The sequence below is a fragment of the Brakhagea slesvicensis genome, from assembly GCF_052161625.1.
In the GTDB taxonomy this organism is placed as follows: Bacteria; Planctomycetota; Planctomycetia; order Pirellulales; family Pirellulaceae; genus JBKCUI01.
In genome coordinates, this window is sequence record NZ_CP197412.1 from 561,911 (window position 1) to 578,264 (window position 16,354).

Below are 16,354 nucleotides of genomic sequence, written 5' to 3' on the forward strand. Positions count from 1 at the left end.
GATCACTGATCTTCGGTATACGCCTCAAACCGACCAGAGCGAACCGATTTGCGAAAAGCTTCGAAATCAATTTCCGTTTGGTCTGCATACGCTGTTGCGAAGTCCGCTAAGGACTCGTCGAAGCTATCGTTCTTGCCTAGATAGCCGCTGATCGTGCTAGGATCCCCCGATCTTGCGTGGGCGTGTGCCAACGCCCAACCGCAGGCCTCCCCATATTCGCACATAACAGAAGCGGTGAAGATCTCCACGAGTGGTTTGATTTTCATATCCCTTAGTTGACGGACGTAATAGTGACGTCCGGCGTCCCCTTCTACCCACCCTAAGAAGATGTCGCTGGCTGATTGCATCAATCGATAGCCATGGACAATGCGTTCGCCGTGATTCGTGTAGGGACTTTTACCCGCGTACGGTTCAAGCACGGAAGGGCGCGCCTGTTTGACTTGAAGAAACAAAGGATCATCCTCGCTGGCCATCAAAAGCAAAATAGCGCAGTAAGTACCTACGCTTCCCACCTCCCCGTGCGAAAAACTCATCGGGAGCATGGCGAGTTGTAGATAGTACGCGAAACGTGGCTATCGCCTTGTAAAGCAGAGATCCGTTTGTTCCGCTTCTTTTTCTTCGATAGCAACCTGGGTGTTAATCAAATCGCTCCTCGAGCGTGGGCCACGAACTCATTGCGAACGCAAGTTGGGCTTTTAATCTCACTTCGGGAGAACATTAGGCTCGAAAGGTGCGGAAACAGCCCCTCGGCCATCAACGAGCTCGCTCGGATTAAGAATTCAACCGCTTATTTCGGTTTCTTGATCCTGTCGATGTAACGGGCGCAGGCTGTACGGAACTCTGGCAACTCCGAAGGATCGTTTAGTTCCGCATAAGGCTCCAACTCCCCTGGAAGATCAGCTTCCGACTTTACGAAGAGACCAATCGCAGTCCAATCGTCCTTGGACCTCGCCAAGTAGTCGATCCCTTTACCTTTGACGCTCGCGAGGCCACTGTTGTCGCTAAGCAAACCGACGGACTCAACTAATTCGCCACTTGAGTTTAATTCCAGGTAGGCGACATGTGGACATGCCTCGAGCGAGTACTCCGTTTCAAAATACCTTCCAAGATTTACGTTGTTGTGTTGGCAGAAAGGGCATGTTAAATACAGCGGGTTGGTTGGACTGAACTCCGAATCCGTACTTAAATCAGTGAGCATAGACCAGACCTCGTCAATTCTCGGTATCGACTTGAAATATCCTGGCCATTCGAAGTAGGGACGGCGATCATCAAGGGTAGTTAAGAATAAACAGTTGCGGTGCTTGTAGCCCGGGCGCCAGTCATTGAAGAACACAACTCCTCTAAAATCATCCCCAAAGAACCAGAATACTTCACCGTCCCGCTGAATTAGACATCCGCGATCATGAAGACTCGTGATCAATTGAAACGCTTCATACTCGTGGCGATAGTGTTTGTATCGAAGGTTATGAGACGCTAATGCGAGGTGAACATTTTTCAGTTGTCCGTCATCGACCAACGCCTTTCCCCATTTCTCTATCTTCTCTTGACTGGTGAGAGTCGCAATCGCGATTGTTGCTCGATCTGTTGTGCCAGCGCGACAAGCGGCCTGAAGCGCGGCGGCAAGAATCGTCTCATGCTTGACAAGTCGCCGAAGTTCAGGAGTTGTTTGATCGATTCGCAACGGCGTAACCTGTTCTCCTTTCTCGAAGCCAGCATCGCCCAGAAGTGCGCACGCGCGAGCGAACTTCTCATCGCTTGGTTGGGCGATAGCCTCTCGCAATAACTGATTGGCGAGCCAGAACTCAGCAAGCTGCGCGAGAAGATTTACCCTGTCCGCGTTGTCGAGTTCCACTGCAGAACGATGCAAGCAATTGCGGTCGATCCTTCCACCCTTCTCCCAGAACTTTGTCAACGTCATACGCCATGCAGTCGGATTTGAGGCTTTTGTTAGCTCAACGACACTTATACCTGGGTAGTGACGCTTAATGATACGCCTAGTGAGCCGTTCAGGAAGGAAAGCAATGGAACTTAGCACTCCGTAGTTTCGAAGATCACTCCAGCTGAAATTGTCAATCCACCAGTTCAGAACTCTTTGGTCGCACTCAGGAAGCAAATGGAGTCCTAGCTCGCGGGCTGACGCCGCAACTTCAGCGTCTGCTGTTTCAACCGCGCCACGAAACCAATCCCAAAGACGGTGTTCATGTTCGAATCGGAATACACAGTCGGCGTCCTTTGGAGCTGGTTCCAGACGAAACAAGCTACCGCCACCCCATGCCTCAATGATCGGACAAGGCAAATCCTGTGAATGCAGCAAAAGACTATCTATGCGGTCCAAGAGTTGCGATTGACGTTTTGTGAATATCATGATGCAAAAATTCCAAGGAGTTCTTTTGTGGCCGCACGCTATACACACTGTTCAATGAAGTTGCCGCCTACGTCGAATCGCGAACCATATGGCCACTGATGCCATGACATGGCGCTACTAGTCATTTATTCAACGCCGCAAGAACTTGATCAAGTTTTGTGTCGATCTGCCTTAGCATCATCGCATGGTACTCCTGAAATGTGATCAGCTCTCGCTCAGCGTAGGGCAAGAATGCCTTGATCGCCTCTCCTAAATGTCGTGACTCAGGCTTTGGAGCAAACCATGAGACTTCTGCAAGTTCTATGGCGGGGAGAGTAAGTAAATGAAAGTAGTCCGCTGTTATGGGCAACCCGTGTTTGGTGCGGATCGTACAAACCGCAGTCAGTCGCTTCGCCGCATCTTCACGGCACTTCTCAATGTGAGTACGGATCTTGGAACTTTCGCATCCAATCGCGGATAAAGAGCTGGGTTCCATATCTTCAATGGCGAGCCCTGAAGCGACCCAACGCAGGTCGCCGACGACATCAAACAATTCATACTCAGCATCGTCGTTAACATCGTCGAACTCTAGCACCTCATCGATCCAATCATGCAGTTGTCCCCACGTGTCAAGATATTCGAACAGGCAAGCGGATAGCGTGGTCCTCTCGCCTTCCTCTTCGTTGATCCAATGGCTTTGAGGCGCAGTCGGCTCAATGTGAGCTCCCATATTCATCAAAGACTCAAGCGCATGCCATAGGTAGAGTTCAGGGCAGTCACGACATAGGTCACGAAGCGAGAATCCCCATTCGATATTCTCAATAAGCTCCAGGAAGTAATTGCACCAAGCGACGGCATTGTCTTCCGATTGAGCAAAGATAGCCCAGTCTTCAGACACCGAGTCCATTAATCCCGCAAGCTTCAGCAACTGGGAGCGCCGTTCACTCGGGAGCCTTTCCCCTGATTTCCACTTAGTGATCTGAGCCCGACTCACACCGAGTTCCTTGGCCAAATCAGATTGGCTGAGCTTCTTTTTCTTAATGATGTAATCGATCAGGTTTTGGTCCGGCATCGTCACCCCTCATGCGTTAACTGAATGGATCTGCTTGTTAAGTTAACACAAAAGCTCGCACGCTGCAAATGCTGAAGCAGCGAGGATGGGACGAGCCAATTACTTTTCCGAGTTTGGTCACCCCGTTGAAACTCGCAATTGCTAACGCCCTACGACCAATCTTCAACGACTAGACCATCGACTCGACCAAACTCAGAAACGTTACTCGTCACGAGCGTGCATTGGTGCCGAAGGCAAATAGCGGCAATCTGTAGATCATAAGGACCAATCACTTCGCCGCGGACCTCCAGGTCATGCCGGAGGCTTGCGTAGTGGGATGCGTCGATCTCATCAAACGGCAAACACTGAAACGGGGCGAGCAGAGTTTGAACCGTTGCCAGCCGCTTCAAGCGATTGCCATACTTTTCAGCACCGTGTAGAAGCTCGGATACAACAATTGAGCAGGTGACTATGTCTTGAGGCGATACTGCCGAGAGTCGATTACGCACCCCGCTGTCCGGATCTTTCAGGTAGATGATCCAAGCGTTGGTATCGAGCAGATGCCGCATCGCCACTCGCCTCGGCTAGGCATCATCCCTTGCTCTGGACGCTCAAAAAGTTCATGCGCGAACACTCCGGCAGTTTGTTGGAAATAGCCTTCCGGCCAGGCATCCTTCTTTCCCACCACTCTTAGCTCGAATTCGACTTCGGATTTCTCTGGCAAGTCAACAGACTCTACAGGCCGAAAAACTCCATTTTCAAATACGGCGTGGATCGTTTTGTTCATCACATTGCCCCCAAGGCTGACCGTCAAACAAGTCGCCAAACCTTTGGCAACCCGATCATTATAGCACAGCTGACGATCATAATGAAATCTCCCTGTGACGGCAGCAAATTTGAGCCTTTCGCTGACGGTTTCGGAAGTCTGCAACTTTCGCATCGCGCGGTAACGAAGGACATTCGTTCTGGTGCGAACCCAGAGGGCAAACATTGCTCGAAGCTCGTTTCGTCGCACTTGCGATCCATAGCGAATACATCTTCCTCTGGTAGCCCGTAAGAAACCCGTCTCAAACTCAAGTACGAAATTTAAGGGCATCAAAACTATTCTTAGAATTCTCGCCAGGTGACTTCGTCCAACTGCTTCGTTTGCGTGTAACCCTATAGATAGAGGGACACATTTCCTCAAAGCCATCACGCCTATTAAGGACAATTGCACAACGTAGAAGCATGACATAACCAAAATCTCGGGCAAAGCCCACTAAATAACAACCTTCAATCAAACACGACACAGTTCGTAACGGTTTCTCTCGGGGACCGAAGGAAACCCCTATGTCTCAAAAATCCCCGTGCGAAAACGTCATCGGGAGCATGAATGGTTGGAGATACCGCAGCTAACGCGGTAATCGCTTGGTTAAGCAGAGATTCGATTGTTCCGATTCTTTTTCAACGATCGAAACCACTTCACGAAAAAATGACCTGCGAAGGTGTGGTCTGCGGAATCGCAGATGTCTTGGTCGCCACTCTGGCGACAACTACAGGCGACTGAGAACTCGATGGTCACGCGTTTAGAGACTTGACCACGGTCGGAAAACTTGATTCAGGGCAGCGGGGAACTAATCTCAAAGCCTAGCACCCCTGTGCAAATATTCTGCTCCGACCAAGCTTTTCCCGAGAAATCCACTGTTTCGACGATGGCCAGCTTTCGCAACATCTATACGTCACTCATGCTCGTCATCGCCGGTTCGACTAGCAAGGAACTGGCCCGCCAGGTGAGCTACCTCAAGGCCGAAAACCAGATCCTTCGGAGTCGACTTCCCGATCGACTTATTCTAACTCATCGCGAAAAGAATCGCTTGGTCAGATTTGCCAAGAACCTAGGATCAGCGCTCAACGAGTTGGCGACAATCGTCCACCCATCGACCATCCGGCGTTGGATTCGCGACGCATCAGACAAAGTTGCGAAGGCGCGAAAAAACGTCGGCAGGCCGCGCACGGCCGAGCAGATTGAGAAGCTAATCCTCAAGTTGGCGAAGGACAACTCGTGGGGCTACACACGGATTCTCGGCGAACTGAAGAAGCTCGGAATCGAGTCGGTCACTCGCAATACTGTGAAAAACATCCTCAAGCGAAACGGCTACGATGTCGGCCCCAAACGTGGACCTGGCACATGGGACGAATTCATCAAGCGACACGCGAAAACCATGTGGCAGTGTGACTTTTACTCCAAGAAGGTCGTGTCGAAGACTGGCCTTCGCGATCTGTTTGTCTTGGTCTTCCTGCATTTGGAAACACGTCGAGTCTTCATCACGCCGTCCTGTTACCATCCCGATGAAGCCTGGGTTTTGGAACAAGCCGAAGCGTTCAAGCAACACGTGAAAGAAGAGAAGTTGTCGTGCAAACTCTTGATGCACGATCGCGATACAAAGTTCACGAAGTCGTTTGACGAGGCATTCTCGGCTGGCAAGCGAGACGTCAAAGTCTCAGCCTTTCGGTCGCCTAACACAAACGCATACGTCGAGCGATTTATCCAAACGCTACAGCAAGAATGTCTCGACCATTTCGTCATGTTCGGCAAAGCCCATTTCGATCACCTCTGTTCGGAGTATCGCGAGCATTACCACATGGAGAGGCCTCATCAGTCACTCGAGAACCTTGTACTTCCGACCGCAAAAGCTAAACGCACTAAGAAGTCGAAAAAACAATCAACCGAACCCGAAACGACTTCACTGTCGAGCATCAGTTGTAAAGAACGGCTGGGAGGCCTGCTGAAGCACTATTCGCGGAAAGCGGCCTAACGCCAATTCGCTATACTTGTTGTTTTCCCAAGCATTCAGTTATTGGAAATGAAAACAAAAAGTGGACTCGCAATCACGATGGCTAGCGACATTAGGAAAGCTCCGCGTCAATCGATCGCAGGGATTGGCACCGCATAAACCTTTGTTGTTGCTAGTGGTTTTGCAAATGATCGAGAACGGCGATTTACAGGGCCCACTATTGAAGCTCACACCGGAGCTTGCGTTTCGATTTAGCCAATTCGGTACCATTGTCGCGCATCGCCGAACTCAGCGGATGGACATTCGCCTTCCGTTCTATCACCTGTCATCAGATGGCGTTTGGTCAGCTTTCACAAAAGACGGAACAGAATCACTTGATACGAAGGCAACACAGTTCGTAAAGATCAATGAAGAGTTCTTTAGCCTCTCGCAGTCGGCAGATTTCCGATCGATGGCACGCGGTGTTTTGATTCGATCCTATTTCGAGCCAGTAGAGCAAGTGGCTCTGGCTAGTCTTGTGAACCTCTCGATAGCAGACTTGTCCGATAACAACTCCACAGTTTGCGAAAGTGAGTCGTCGTATCAAAGTGGACGCGATGTTCGATTCCGCTTGGATATTGTAGCCGCTTACAACTACACCTGCGCACTGACTGGTTATCGAGTTACCACCATTGATGGAGCATCGATTATCGATGCGGCGCACATCCACCAGTTTTCAGAATCCCGCAACAACGATCCCAAAAACGGCATCGCTCTCTGCAAGAACGCCCACTGGATGTTCGACCAAGGTCTATGGTCGCTAGACGATGACTACCGTGTTATCGTCGCTCACTCAACCTTCGACGAAGACACGCGTGACCAGAAGTCATTGCGAGATTTCCACGGCTTGAAAATCGCATTACCTACAAGCACAAATCTGTGGCCCGATCCCCAGCACCTCGCTTGGCACCGCGAGCACAAGTTCTGCGCCTGATTTTGGCACGTTCGCCCTTCGTCCGCCGCTTCCTGATTGGCTAACTAGATTTGCTATAATCAGTCCCCCTGGCGACAAGCTCGCTAACCCCGTGTAACGAACTCTTTGCAAGAACATTGAGATAATGTCGGACTCAATCAGACTTTCCACGAAAATTCTAGATCAATTAGATCAATTGCCAAGTCAATTCGTTGCCCTACCTCTAGAAGAGAAGCTCCAGAACAACGCTGGACGAATGATGCAAGAGATTATTCGTCAGCGCCTAAGAAGCGGCAATATGGAACTTGTTCAGCAAAAAAGCTCTCGTTATGCATGGGGAGAAGGAGTAATACTAAATAGGAATTCGAGGACAGGTAACTTCTTCTGGACAAATATTCCACCTGCCCAGATGACAGAGCTCAAGCAGGTTGCGTCCGAGAAGCCTGCGGTTTTCTTGTTCTGTTTTTTCGATGTGACAGATAAGAAAATCGACTGCTGGGCTATTCCAGACGAGTTAGCGTTTCGTATGTTCGCCACGATCAACGAAGGCAAGAGTGGAACAAAGAACATTCAAATTGACCGAACAACGAACCGGCTCAAGGGCACCGGATATGCGCCAGACCTGGCTCCCCATTTTCGGTCAGTGCCGCTGAGCGACGACGAGCTGAACGCCGTGTCTGCGGCAATCAAACAAGATGCCGCATCGAAGGAAATAGCTGGTGGGCAAATCGGCGACGATGAAGAGTTAGCCGCCGTCGCTCTCGATTACACCCAAGCAACCGTTGATTTCGTAACTGCGTTAGTGGATCACACCAACGATGGAGCATGGCACAAGAAAAACAAGGTCGACTTCCAACAAGTTTTGCGAGACCCTACCAACCGACTCGTCGAGTCGCTCCGCACTGACTATATACAAGAGCTGGATGCCGAAGTTGCCAATACTACAAACAACGTCTCTCGATTGAAGAAGAACGACTTTGGACAAGGAGGGTATCACGATCACTATTGGGCTGCGTTTTACGACCCTGCCGCGAAATCGAAGACGCAAAGTTGCCAATTGTTTTTCGGACTTCTCGGACTTCAGCGAGAGTTCAATTACGGTTTTGCATTTGGTTCCAATTGCGATCAGTACATCGAGAATCTCAACGCCGCTATTCATTCTAATCGCGCTGAGGTTGCCGAATACATGAAGACAGCTCCAAGTGATCTCGTTGCCATCGACGGGAACATCGAAGGCAATGAAGAGCTGTTGAACGGCCTTAGAGCTAAGGACGGCGAGGCATTTTCGATTGGCAATGGATTCGGACTCAGGAAAGGTTTTCCCATTGAAGAACTGCCCGAACGAACTTCCAGCCTGACAAATGAGGTTGGCAAGTTCTTCCAGTGGGTATGGCCGTTTTTCCAAGCTTCGCGTACGGGACACTGGGCAAGCGTCGCGGAACACGTAGGCGGAGAAGCAGGGGACGGAGTCGAGGTAGACGATTCGCCTCAGTCGCTAGCCGAACTTAGTGACGAATCGGCGTTACCGATCGCAAAGCTGCAGGAGATCGAGGACGCTCTGCTTGCTAAGCAGCAAGTGATCTTGTCTGGCCCACCAGGAACAAGCAAGACTTATATCGCGCAGATGTTCGCTCGGTACTTCGTTGGCGACCGCGGAGGCCAGGCTCAAGGAAGCCACTCTGTCGTTTTTATGCATGCGAACTGGGGTTATGAAGACTTTTTCGAAGGTATCAAACCCTTTACTGATAGCGGCGTTTTGAAATTCGCACCGAAGCTTGGTTGCTTTCTCGAATGGATCGAATCACTTCGGAGTTACCGCAGCAACACGCGACACATTTTGATTCTTGATGAAATCAACCGATGTGATACGGCAGCGGTTCTCGGCGAGTTGTTGCAGTTGATGGAGTACCGTGGACGCCCCATTCGGTTGCTGTCAGGACGGACTTTCCGTCTTCCGAATAATGTCTTCATCATTGGAACGATGAACAGTGCCGACCGATCAATTGGCCGAATGGACCTGGCACTTCGACGCCGCTTTCTGTGGGTGAACTTGTATCCAGATTACGACGTTCTGAGTAATTGGCTAGGAAGGCCAGGGAACAATCCCGCAAAGTTCCGTTCCGATGACCTGCGTCGTTGCAATCAACTTCTGGAGGACAGAGGCATTCCGCAAGAGCAACAGGTCGGCCATGCGTTGTTTATGTTGCAGACATTTGGCAGCGAGAATCAACCATCGGCTGACAAGCCACTAGTTGCCGAGGCGTTGCGTCGAATCGTCCGATTCAGTGTGTTGCCTTACGTTCACGAACTATGCGTCATGCAGTTCGGCAGAACAGATAGTGACCTTGTAAACCAGGTCGAAGCAGTATTGTTACAATGCCTATCGACTTCGGAGCAGCAGGTTGAAGACAACGTGTCGGACGCTTAGCCCAATGTTGAATACTAACCACCAATCCGATCGCGACATCGTAATTGACGAGTCTGGTACGCCTGATCCTAGAATATGGATTGGCTCAGCGTGTGATTTGAGTGAAGACCTCGAAGCGATTCGTTTTCATGCCGATCGTAACGTCGTGAGTATCGAGGAACGAGCAGGGCGATTCGTGCTGCGTGGCAAACACCGCACAGGTCTCATAATGCTTCCAAGTGGCCGACGGCTTATTCTTCGCACCAAACTACCGGGGATCATTTTGTTGGATTGGTTGGTTTATCTTGGCGAGTTCCCCAACTTCCAACATTGGAGCCAGCAAGGAAACGTGTCGCCAGATGAAGGTTGGCAACAAGTACTGTTGAAATTGTTTCTCCTGGAACTCGATTTAGTGACCAGATGGCACTTGCGAAAGGACTTTATCAAGCTCCAAATAGAGTCATCGCAAGTTAAAGGTCGAGTCTTGGCACGTGCCCTAGCGACAAAGATCTGGCGACTACCCAAATTACCACAGGTTGTGCGAGGGCGCAGCTTCAACACTCCCGCCAACAGAATGCTATCACTTGCATTGAAGCAAGCCTTACTATTTCAGAACGACCTTGACGAAGACGCTCGTAAATTACTGCATCGGCTTCGTAGCGAGTGGTCCGAACTCACCGTTGAGGATGTTGACCGACAGCAGGTTGTATCCGAAGGTTTCACTTCTGCCCCGTCCGGCTATGGAAACGCTCTACAGCTCGCCCGACTGATTCTTTTTGGTGCCTCCATGGACGCTAACAGTGGCTGGGGCGGTCAGTCATTCACTTTATCGCTGGCTGGCATATGGGAACGAAGCATCAGGAAAATGTGCAACGAACTTGCCGCCATCACAGGCTGGCGAAGCCTACCAGCAGCTAAGCGCCGGCGACTATGGGATGACGCACTCGGCGAAACAGATGCTAAGCGGCTGATGATCGCGGACGTCCTACTTCATCGTCTAAGTGATCGATGGGTTCTCGACGCGAAGTACAAACGCGACTTCGGTGAAGAAAGTCGTAATGACCGTTTTCAGATGTGTGCCTATTCCATTGGTTTTAGTGCAAACCGCGCGACACTCGTATACCCAGTTCAAGGCAGCCCGCAATCTATTTACAGAACCCTTTTGACTAAAGGCAAAGGTGTAAATCGAATATTGGTTGACTCAGTTGCGCTACCGATGTCGGGCGGTCCAGCAGATACGAAGGCCGCATTGTTCGAATTGCTTTACTCACAAGCTCAAAATGCCGCATGCCGAGATTAGCAAGACGCAAGCTTACCACTAAACCGGTGAGCGAACGACACGGTTATTCTTTCGAGTTCGAGTCCTCTGCAGCTTGGTAACTACGAATTGCCATTCTCCAAAACTCCGAACCGTAGACCGAGCGAACAACTTCCATCCTCATCACATCAGTTGTTCCGTCTGCGATTCGTAAGCCCATGAGGTCGCGAACACGATCACCAAGATCGACCTTGCGACTGTATCCTAGTGCTCCGTGAGCACGCATCGCCGCATCGGATGCGGCCAGGGCGATTTCGACTCCTTCCGCTTTGATGCCATTTACAAATGGAGACGCAGCATCGTAATTCCCTTGATCGATGAGCACTGCTGCCTCGCGTGCCAAAGCTATTGCCATCTGCAACTTAGTGGTGCACTCGCCAAGCGGTTGCTGGAGGTGCGTGAAGCGACCGATTGGACCGCCATAAGCTTGTCGTTCCTTAATTCGATCTGCCATCTGCTGAAGCGAGCCCTCACCGCATCCAATGGCAGCGGCGGACTGCATCAGTCGCCAGTAGGTGAAGTGTTCATTGAAGATCTTTCCACCATCGCCGTCTTCACCTAGGATATATTCCGGCCCAACAAACATATCACTGAATTTTAGGCCACCAAATGAGTTGCCTGTCAATCCGTGAGCATATTCATCTACTATCTGAAGCCCTGGGTGATCGATCGGCAGCAAGAAAGCGGTTCGTGCTCCAGACTTACCGCTAGACGCCAAGGTATACAGCACGACATGCGTTGCCTGTCGTAGGCGAGCGTTCCACAGCTTTTGTCCGCTCAACGAGAACCCGTCTCCGACTTTCGTGGCTCGACTTTCCATCGCCCTCATGTCGCTGCCAGCCTCTGGCTCCGTGATGGCAACTGCGACATACGCTTTACCAGCGAGAATGTCCTTCAGGACGCGTTGTGCGTATGCAGAGTTCGACTTCGCCAAAGGTCGGCCATGAGCAGCTCCAACAACATCACGAAGGTTGAGATTGTGTTTACCAGCATGTCGGAAGACTTCAAGCATGTCCACAGTTGACCAACCGCTTCCGCCGACTTCTTTTGGCAAATCCAAACCTGGTAATCCAAACGCTGCACCGTGCTGACGCCAAGCAGTTGGGTTAGTGAGATCGCCCTGTTCTCGAAGAAGGGTTGCTAACTGATCAATCTTTTCTTTGATTACGTGGACTGAAACGTCCTCTCTTTCTGTAACGCTCGGCTGTTTATTTATCAGCCTAATGGTAAAGATCGTATTCAGCTCGTAAGTCTGATTGGTTTTGTCGAAACCGGCTGGACTGTGAAAGAACACCTGTCTCTTCGGCCCAGACGAATCACCTCGATATTCGACGATAAACGTGTAGTCCTTCGTTGGCTTACCTGGGTTCACAAACGAGATTTGATCTCCATCACGGCCCTGAAGCAGAACAAAATGTCGGCCGCGGACAGTGCCGCTAGCTGTCGTGACGGTATAGGCAAGAATCTTGATCTGACCTGCAGCAACCGACAGATCTGGTCCGTCGGTTGGAGTCCATCGTGTGCCAGTAGTTTCGTAGTCGCTCGTGGGAGCGGACGCTGTAGTGATTGCCAAAGGCGTCTCGTCGAGGTCTTCACAAAGAAAAGCGAGCAACTCGACAAATCGCTCGTTACTGATTCGTCCCTCTTTCAATGCGGGCTTCTCTTGGAAGAGACGAAGCGCGGTTCGATGTGGATGCAGATCCAAGGGAAGACCCGTCATCGATCGCAAGGACTGCTCCGCAATTAGACCGGCGGCGATTGGGCAAGCGCCGCCACCATCTTGCTGAATCAGTTGGTCAAGCTCATCCTGTGAAACAAGAAGTGGCTTGAGATCGTTATTTTCAGCCTGCAAGCGATCTATCGCTACTTCTGGCATCAACAAAAGCTTCGCTGTCGTTCCCGTTTCATTATCCTGCCCGACCGCTGGGACCTCAAACGCAAACATGGTAATGCAAACGAGGATGATAGGTCGTTCAAACATTTTGGAAATCTTCATCTTAAGTTGCCTGTCATGCGTTCTGAATAAGGTGGACCGAATCTGTTTTTTCGATTTATTCGCCAAGACACTTTGCGATCAATTCAAGCGACTCGTCGCAACCTTGGCAGAGAGATTTGAAATGATTTACCAATGATCCGCCGGACTCTTTCCGAGCTTCGACCTCACGGGCCTTCGCCGTTCCATCGGAAGCGTGCCCTTTCAATTCTGACCTCAGATTGTGCACAGCGTGAAAAGGCCCCATTATCTCTCGAGCGTGATCAGTTTCAAAACCGTCTGCGACAAGAGATGCTTCGATCAGCTTTAGTGCACGCATTCTGTCATCTATAGGCGCTTCCTTAGCTTTCGCTATCGCGCGAATCTTACGTTCCTCCAGCGATTCAATCAGCAACTGATCAAGATTCATAAGCTCGTTTGCCCATTCGGCACGTCCGTCCGAATGAGGGTAGTGAGTACGAGTAAATAGATTTTCGTCACGCACCTTCCACCAACTACGCCGATCGGAACTCAGCTTTCGACATTGAGACACTAAACTCCGTAGCGGGTCATAGCTCTCATCCCAAATTCCTAGGAAGTCGGTCTTGATCGTTGCATCCGGCAATCCTGCTTTGGGCTTCTCGTTGAACTGTTTCCAGTGAAGCTGTTCTTTGTTCGGCAGGTTCCCCAAATAGCAAAGGTAGGTATAAACCTGCCCTGCATCATTTACGCCCCAGCTCTGAAGGTACCAAGTACCTCGACATGAGATTGAGTCGTTATCAATCGTGTATTTTTCTGGGTCGGCTTTGTACTTGGTTAAAACTTCAGGCTTGAAGAATGCTGGAGTTGTTTGAAAAGGGCCTTCCATCGGAACGAAGTAATTGGCGAGCTCTTTCGGATCACATGAAAACTCGCCTATCCGATTGTTTCGCCAATCATGCGCGATGAATAATTCGTATTCTTTGTCCTCGTCGTCGTAGAATGAAAACATTGACTTCAAAATCGACTCCTTACTCTCGCCTATATCAGCAAGCTGTACTCCTCTGAAATAGCTGCCCTTACCATGCTGAATGCCCCTCTGACCTCTAATCGTGTCACATTTGACATATTCGCGGGCCATGTCGTGGTCCCAACTGCCCATTGCGAGTGATCGAAATCGAGTTATGTCGACCATTCTCGCGAGATGCTGATCCGTCAAGCCGGCATAGATGGCGAGTTGCCTCTTGCTCATCGACACCAAGCGTCCATCCATCGGCTCAGGAAGATTGTAAATCTTGATGACCTCCTCGATGTCGCCATGGTCATCCAAACGACACCAGGCAGATCTTTCTGGCATATGATGAATCCCAAGTACATGACAGAGTCTCTGGTTCATCTCTATGTAAAATTTCCCACGATAAATACCGTCAAATTCTCTTAGGAAAAGTAGTTTTTCTCCCGAGTCAAGAATTTTTGAGCCTGTGTGCTCTAGCGGGCTGCAAAGTGATACTTCATCCGCACAGCTTGCGACTCCCCACGTCGAGGTCGCACTCAAACTCCAGTGCTTTAATTCTTCCCAAATCGACTCTTGGCTGACATCGACTTTTGGAACTAGCACAGCATGCAAGAAAAAATGCGGCAAGCTAACGTAAAGCAGAATATGGTCATCATTCATGTCATCCTCTAGGAATGACATAACCTCTTCTTGGCGAATCCATCGATCAAAGTCTTCTTTAGTTGTGGGTTCTTCGGCGAGCAAATAAAATGGTTTTAGATCAATTGGGTTCAAGGCTTAGCCTCCAGTCCATTTGCAATGGAGTCGATTGAGTCAACGACAGATTCGATCATATTCATGGCTGAAATTATCGAGGGTGCATCGAGGTCAACCCCGACAAGTGAGAACGCCTCGTCCACACTTTTGCGCGGTAGGTGAGCGCTTGCCTGACGCAATTCGTGAATTCCAGCTAGTGCTGCTGTAATCGAACGTCCTGCTTGCCCAGCGTCATCCAGTAGTTTGCATAACCGCTTGATACTTCCAAGATCATCCGAGCATGACGGTGTCAGTGATTTAAGAAAGTCGTCATCAATGGACTCGATAAAGATGCGACGGAGATCCTTTGCAAGGTCGTAAAGCTCTTCAACATTCGATGCCGCGAATCGATGCGTCCGAGCCGCGATTCCTGTAACCATATCATGCGGTCGAAATAGCGTTTTTTTGAAGCGACGCACAAAGGCCTCATCGATTTTCTTTCGGACATCCAAGATTCGCGACTCAGCCGCGATGGTTCCTGCAGGATCATTTTGCATTTGCGAGTGAACCAACTCCTCGCAAGCTCCGCCCTCGGGCGAAACGCTATGGCCAGCGAAGTACCTTTGCCGATGAGGTGCAAGCTCAATAACATCCTTGGAAAAGATGCTTATCAGCCCCTTTGTGTTGACTCCGAAAGGAACGCTTAATCCGTCACCGTAACGAAAGCAAGCTGTTTGCCTGCTCCACCATTCCAGTTTCACCTTGCCCTGGTCTAGTAGGTTTGAAATCGACTCTGGTTTAAAGGTAAGCCAACGCCATCTGGGTTCGTCCTTCAACTCCTGCGCAGACATTCTTGAGGACGCTGCATCAGCCACGAAGACGCAAGATTCGGTTGGTTTGTCCCCACGAACGCGCGGACTTGCTAACGCAGGAGCGATCCAATCACGCTTAATTAAATCACTGGCAACACAGTATCTTTTTGACTCGCCAGGCTTAGTTTCGAATTTTCTGCGACGCAGTTTTCTATCGTCCAGACTGTACTCAGCTACCGGAGCATCTTCATCTACGTCAACGTCGTGCCTTCCAAGGATTGTCACAGTCCACGTGTTACCGAAATGCTCGCCGTGCTCGTCAATCTCATTTATCCAGCCCTCCCATTGCCAAGTCGGTGATGGCTTCGTCTTTGGAAGCGTGAATTCTGGAGGTGTAGAAAAGATGTGCTTGCGTTCTCGAAACGTAATGATTGCTAGCCCCATTTCCCGGGCGGCTAAGAAGTCCTTCAGATACTCAGTTCGGATTTCGACTTTCGTAACATTTCCACCGCCATCTAGCTCTTGGTGTATCACGACTTCTCCTTCGTCCCTAGCGCTCGCCCAATCGTGACCGACGGGATGAAGACGTAAACCCAAGATCAAGTCTGGTTCAATGAGAACGTGACGTGGCGAGCTTTTTCCCTCGGGCTCAATCGGGAATACCAAATGCTCGCCGTGTACTTGGCCAAAATAGTACTTTGCTGAATAGAATCCGTCGGAGTCAAAGCCAGGGCGATGTGAACTTGGTCTCACCTCATCCCAATCAAGCTCACGTAGTTCCTCTGATTCATCCGCATCCAGAAGCATGGTGCCAATGCCGAAGTAGTCATCGTCAAAACCGGGATCTGGGAAGTTACCGAATTCAGTATGTTCATCAACGAACAGTGGAACCCAGGCCATTCTCTCGTAGGTCAACTTGAGTTCCCTTGTCATAAGGAACCAATCTTGGTCTCTCTGCATTCCTACCCTCTTAGAACACTCTAAAAACAAGTTGA

The 16,354-nt window shown here is 50.2% G+C and carries 12 protein-coding genes; 4 read left to right on the forward strand and 8 right to left on the reverse strand.

Features of this window, described 5'->3' with window-relative positions:
- Window positions 1–2: 2 nt before the first annotated feature.
- The 5 genes from SH467x_RS02065 to SH467x_RS02085 form a co-directional block, all read right to left on the reverse strand.
- On the reverse strand, window positions 3–533 hold the full coding sequence (locus SH467x_RS02065) for a DUF2252 family protein (RefSeq protein ID WP_482369660.1): 531 nt from the start codon (window positions 531–533) through the stop codon (window positions 3–5).
- A gap of 254 nt (window positions 534–787) precedes the next feature.
- A complete protein-coding gene (locus SH467x_RS02070) occupies window positions 788–1,918 on the reverse strand; it encodes a hypothetical protein (protein WP_482369661.1) in 1,131 nt (376 codons plus the stop codon).
- Between the two features lie 568 nt (window positions 1,919–2,486).
- Window positions 2,487–3,416 carry a helix-turn-helix domain-containing protein gene (locus SH467x_RS02075; protein ID WP_482369662.1) on the reverse strand — a complete coding sequence of 310 codons (930 nt, stop codon included), beginning with the start codon at window positions 3,414–3,416 and terminating at the stop codon, window positions 2,487–2,489.
- 149 nt (window positions 3,417–3,565) lie between these two features.
- Window positions 3,566–3,964: a PIN domain-containing protein gene (locus SH467x_RS02080; RefSeq protein WP_482369663.1), complete on the reverse strand. Its 399-nt coding sequence runs from the start codon at window positions 3,962–3,964 to the stop codon at window positions 3,566–3,568.
- Window positions 3,922–4,629 carry an antitoxin family protein gene (locus SH467x_RS02085; RefSeq protein ID WP_482371330.1) on the reverse strand — a complete coding sequence of 236 codons (708 nt, stop codon included), beginning with the start codon at window positions 4,627–4,629 and terminating at the stop codon, window positions 3,922–3,924. The genes SH467x_RS02080 and SH467x_RS02085 overlap by 43 nt, the downstream gene beginning before the upstream one ends.
- A gap of 457 nt (window positions 4,630–5,086) precedes the next feature.
- On the opposite strand from SH467x_RS02085, the gene SH467x_RS02090 reads away from it, so the two are divergent.
- The 4 genes from SH467x_RS02090 to SH467x_RS02105 all read left to right on the forward strand — a co-directional run bounded on the left by SH467x_RS02090 (window position 5,087) and on the right by SH467x_RS02105 (window position 10,828).
- A complete protein-coding gene (locus SH467x_RS02090) occupies window positions 5,087–6,190 on the forward strand; it encodes an integrase core domain-containing protein (protein ID WP_482369664.1) in 1,104 nt (367 codons plus the stop codon).
- Between the two features lie 61 nt (window positions 6,191–6,251).
- Window positions 6,252–7,142, forward strand: coding sequence for an HNH endonuclease (locus SH467x_RS02095; protein WP_482369665.1), 891 nt, complete (start codon window positions 6,252–6,254; stop codon window positions 7,140–7,142).
- A 388-nt stretch (window positions 7,143–7,530) separates the two neighbouring features.
- The gene (locus SH467x_RS02100) at window positions 7,531–9,549 is read left to right on the forward strand and encodes an McrB family protein (protein WP_482369666.1); all 2,019 of its coding nucleotides are present in this window, start codon (window positions 7,531–7,533) and stop codon (window positions 9,547–9,549) included.
- Between the two features lie 97 nt (window positions 9,550–9,646).
- Window positions 9,647–10,828, forward strand: coding sequence for a 5-methylcytosine restriction system specificity protein McrC (locus SH467x_RS02105; protein ID WP_482369667.1), 1,182 nt, complete (start codon window positions 9,647–9,649; stop codon window positions 10,826–10,828).
- 43 nt (window positions 10,829–10,871) lie between these two features.
- Here the strand turns inward: SH467x_RS02105 and SH467x_RS02110 are convergent, their stop codons facing one another.
- The 3 genes from SH467x_RS02110 to SH467x_RS02120 all read right to left on the reverse strand — a co-directional run bounded on the left by SH467x_RS02110 (window position 10,872) and on the right by SH467x_RS02120 (window position 16,292).
- Window positions 10,872–12,827, reverse strand: a complete 1,956-nt coding sequence (locus SH467x_RS02110) for an acyl-CoA dehydrogenase family protein (RefSeq protein WP_482369668.1) — start codon at window positions 12,825–12,827, stop codon at window positions 10,872–10,874.
- A gap of 70 nt (window positions 12,828–12,897) precedes the next feature.
- The gene (locus tag SH467x_RS02115) at window positions 12,898–14,586 is read right to left on the reverse strand and encodes a hypothetical protein (RefSeq protein ID WP_482369669.1); all 1,689 of its coding nucleotides are present in this window, start codon (window positions 14,584–14,586) and stop codon (window positions 12,898–12,900) included.
- A complete protein-coding gene (locus SH467x_RS02120) occupies window positions 14,583–16,292 on the reverse strand; it encodes a hypothetical protein (RefSeq protein ID WP_482369670.1) in 1,710 nt (569 codons plus the stop codon). Before SH467x_RS02120 ends, SH467x_RS02115 begins: the two co-directional genes overlap by 4 nt.
- Window positions 16,293–16,354 lie beyond the last annotated feature (62 nt).